Raw genomic sequence first — 971 nt, forward strand, 5'->3', positions numbered from 1 at the left:
GGCGTCGCGACGCTGATCATCGTCATGGCCGTGATGAACGGCTTCCGTACCGAGCTGATTTCCCGCATTCTCGGCATCAACGGGCACATGATCGTCCAGCCGATCGACGGGCCGCTCAACAACTACGCGGAGCTGGCGACCAAGTTCTCGGGCGTCAAGGGCGTCACCATGGCGATCCCGTTGGTCGAGGGCCAGGTTCTGGCCCAGGGCGTTGGCGACAGCTCGACCGGCGCGCTGGTGCGCGGCATCCGTGCCGACGATCTCGGCAAGATGAAGTCGGTCTCCGATCATATCCAGTCCGGCGACATGGTCGGCTTTGCCTCCGGYTCCGGYGTCGCGATCGGATCGCGCATGGCCGAGCAGCTCGGCATCCGCGTYGGCGGCACGATCACGCTGACGTCCCCCAAYGGCGACGTGACGCCGCTYGGMATGAACCCGCGCGTCAAGGCCTACACCGTCTCGGCGATCTACGAGATCGGCATGTCGGAATACGATTCGACGATCATCTTCATGCCGCTCGAAGAAGCGCAGTTGTTCTTCAATGCCGAGGGGCTTGCGCAGTCGATCGAGATCTTCGTCGAGCAYCCTGACGTCGTCGACGAACTGCGCCAGCCGATCGAGGATGCGGCAGGGCGGCAGATCTTCATCACCGACTGGCGCGACCGCAACAAGACCTTCTTCTCGRCGCTCGAGGTCSAGCGCAATGTGATGTTCATGATCCTGACGCTGATCGTACTGGTCGCGGCGCTGAACATCATTTCCGGCCTGATCATGCTGGTGAAGGACAAGGGCAGCGAYATYGCCATCCTGAGGACGATGGGCGCAACCTCAGGCTCGGTGATGCGCATCTTTTTCATGACGGGTGCTGCGATCGGTGTCGCCGGAACGGTCGCAGGCGTGGCGCTCGGCGTCGTCGTCTGCCTCAACATCGAATCCATCCGCCAGTTCTTTTCCTGGATCTCCGGAACGAC

1 protein-coding gene is annotated in these 971 nt (G+C 62.3%); it reads left to right on the forward strand.

What is annotated here, in order from left to right; genetic code table 11:
* Positions 1-971: ABC transporter permease (locus AB4Z53_RS35370; protein WP_441600087.1), on the forward strand; the 971-nt coding region annotated here is incomplete at both ends.

The sequence above is a fragment of the Ensifer sp. 2TAB8 genome (assembly GCF_052115125.1).
Lineage (GTDB): Bacteria > Pseudomonadota > Alphaproteobacteria > Rhizobiales > Rhizobiaceae > Ensifer.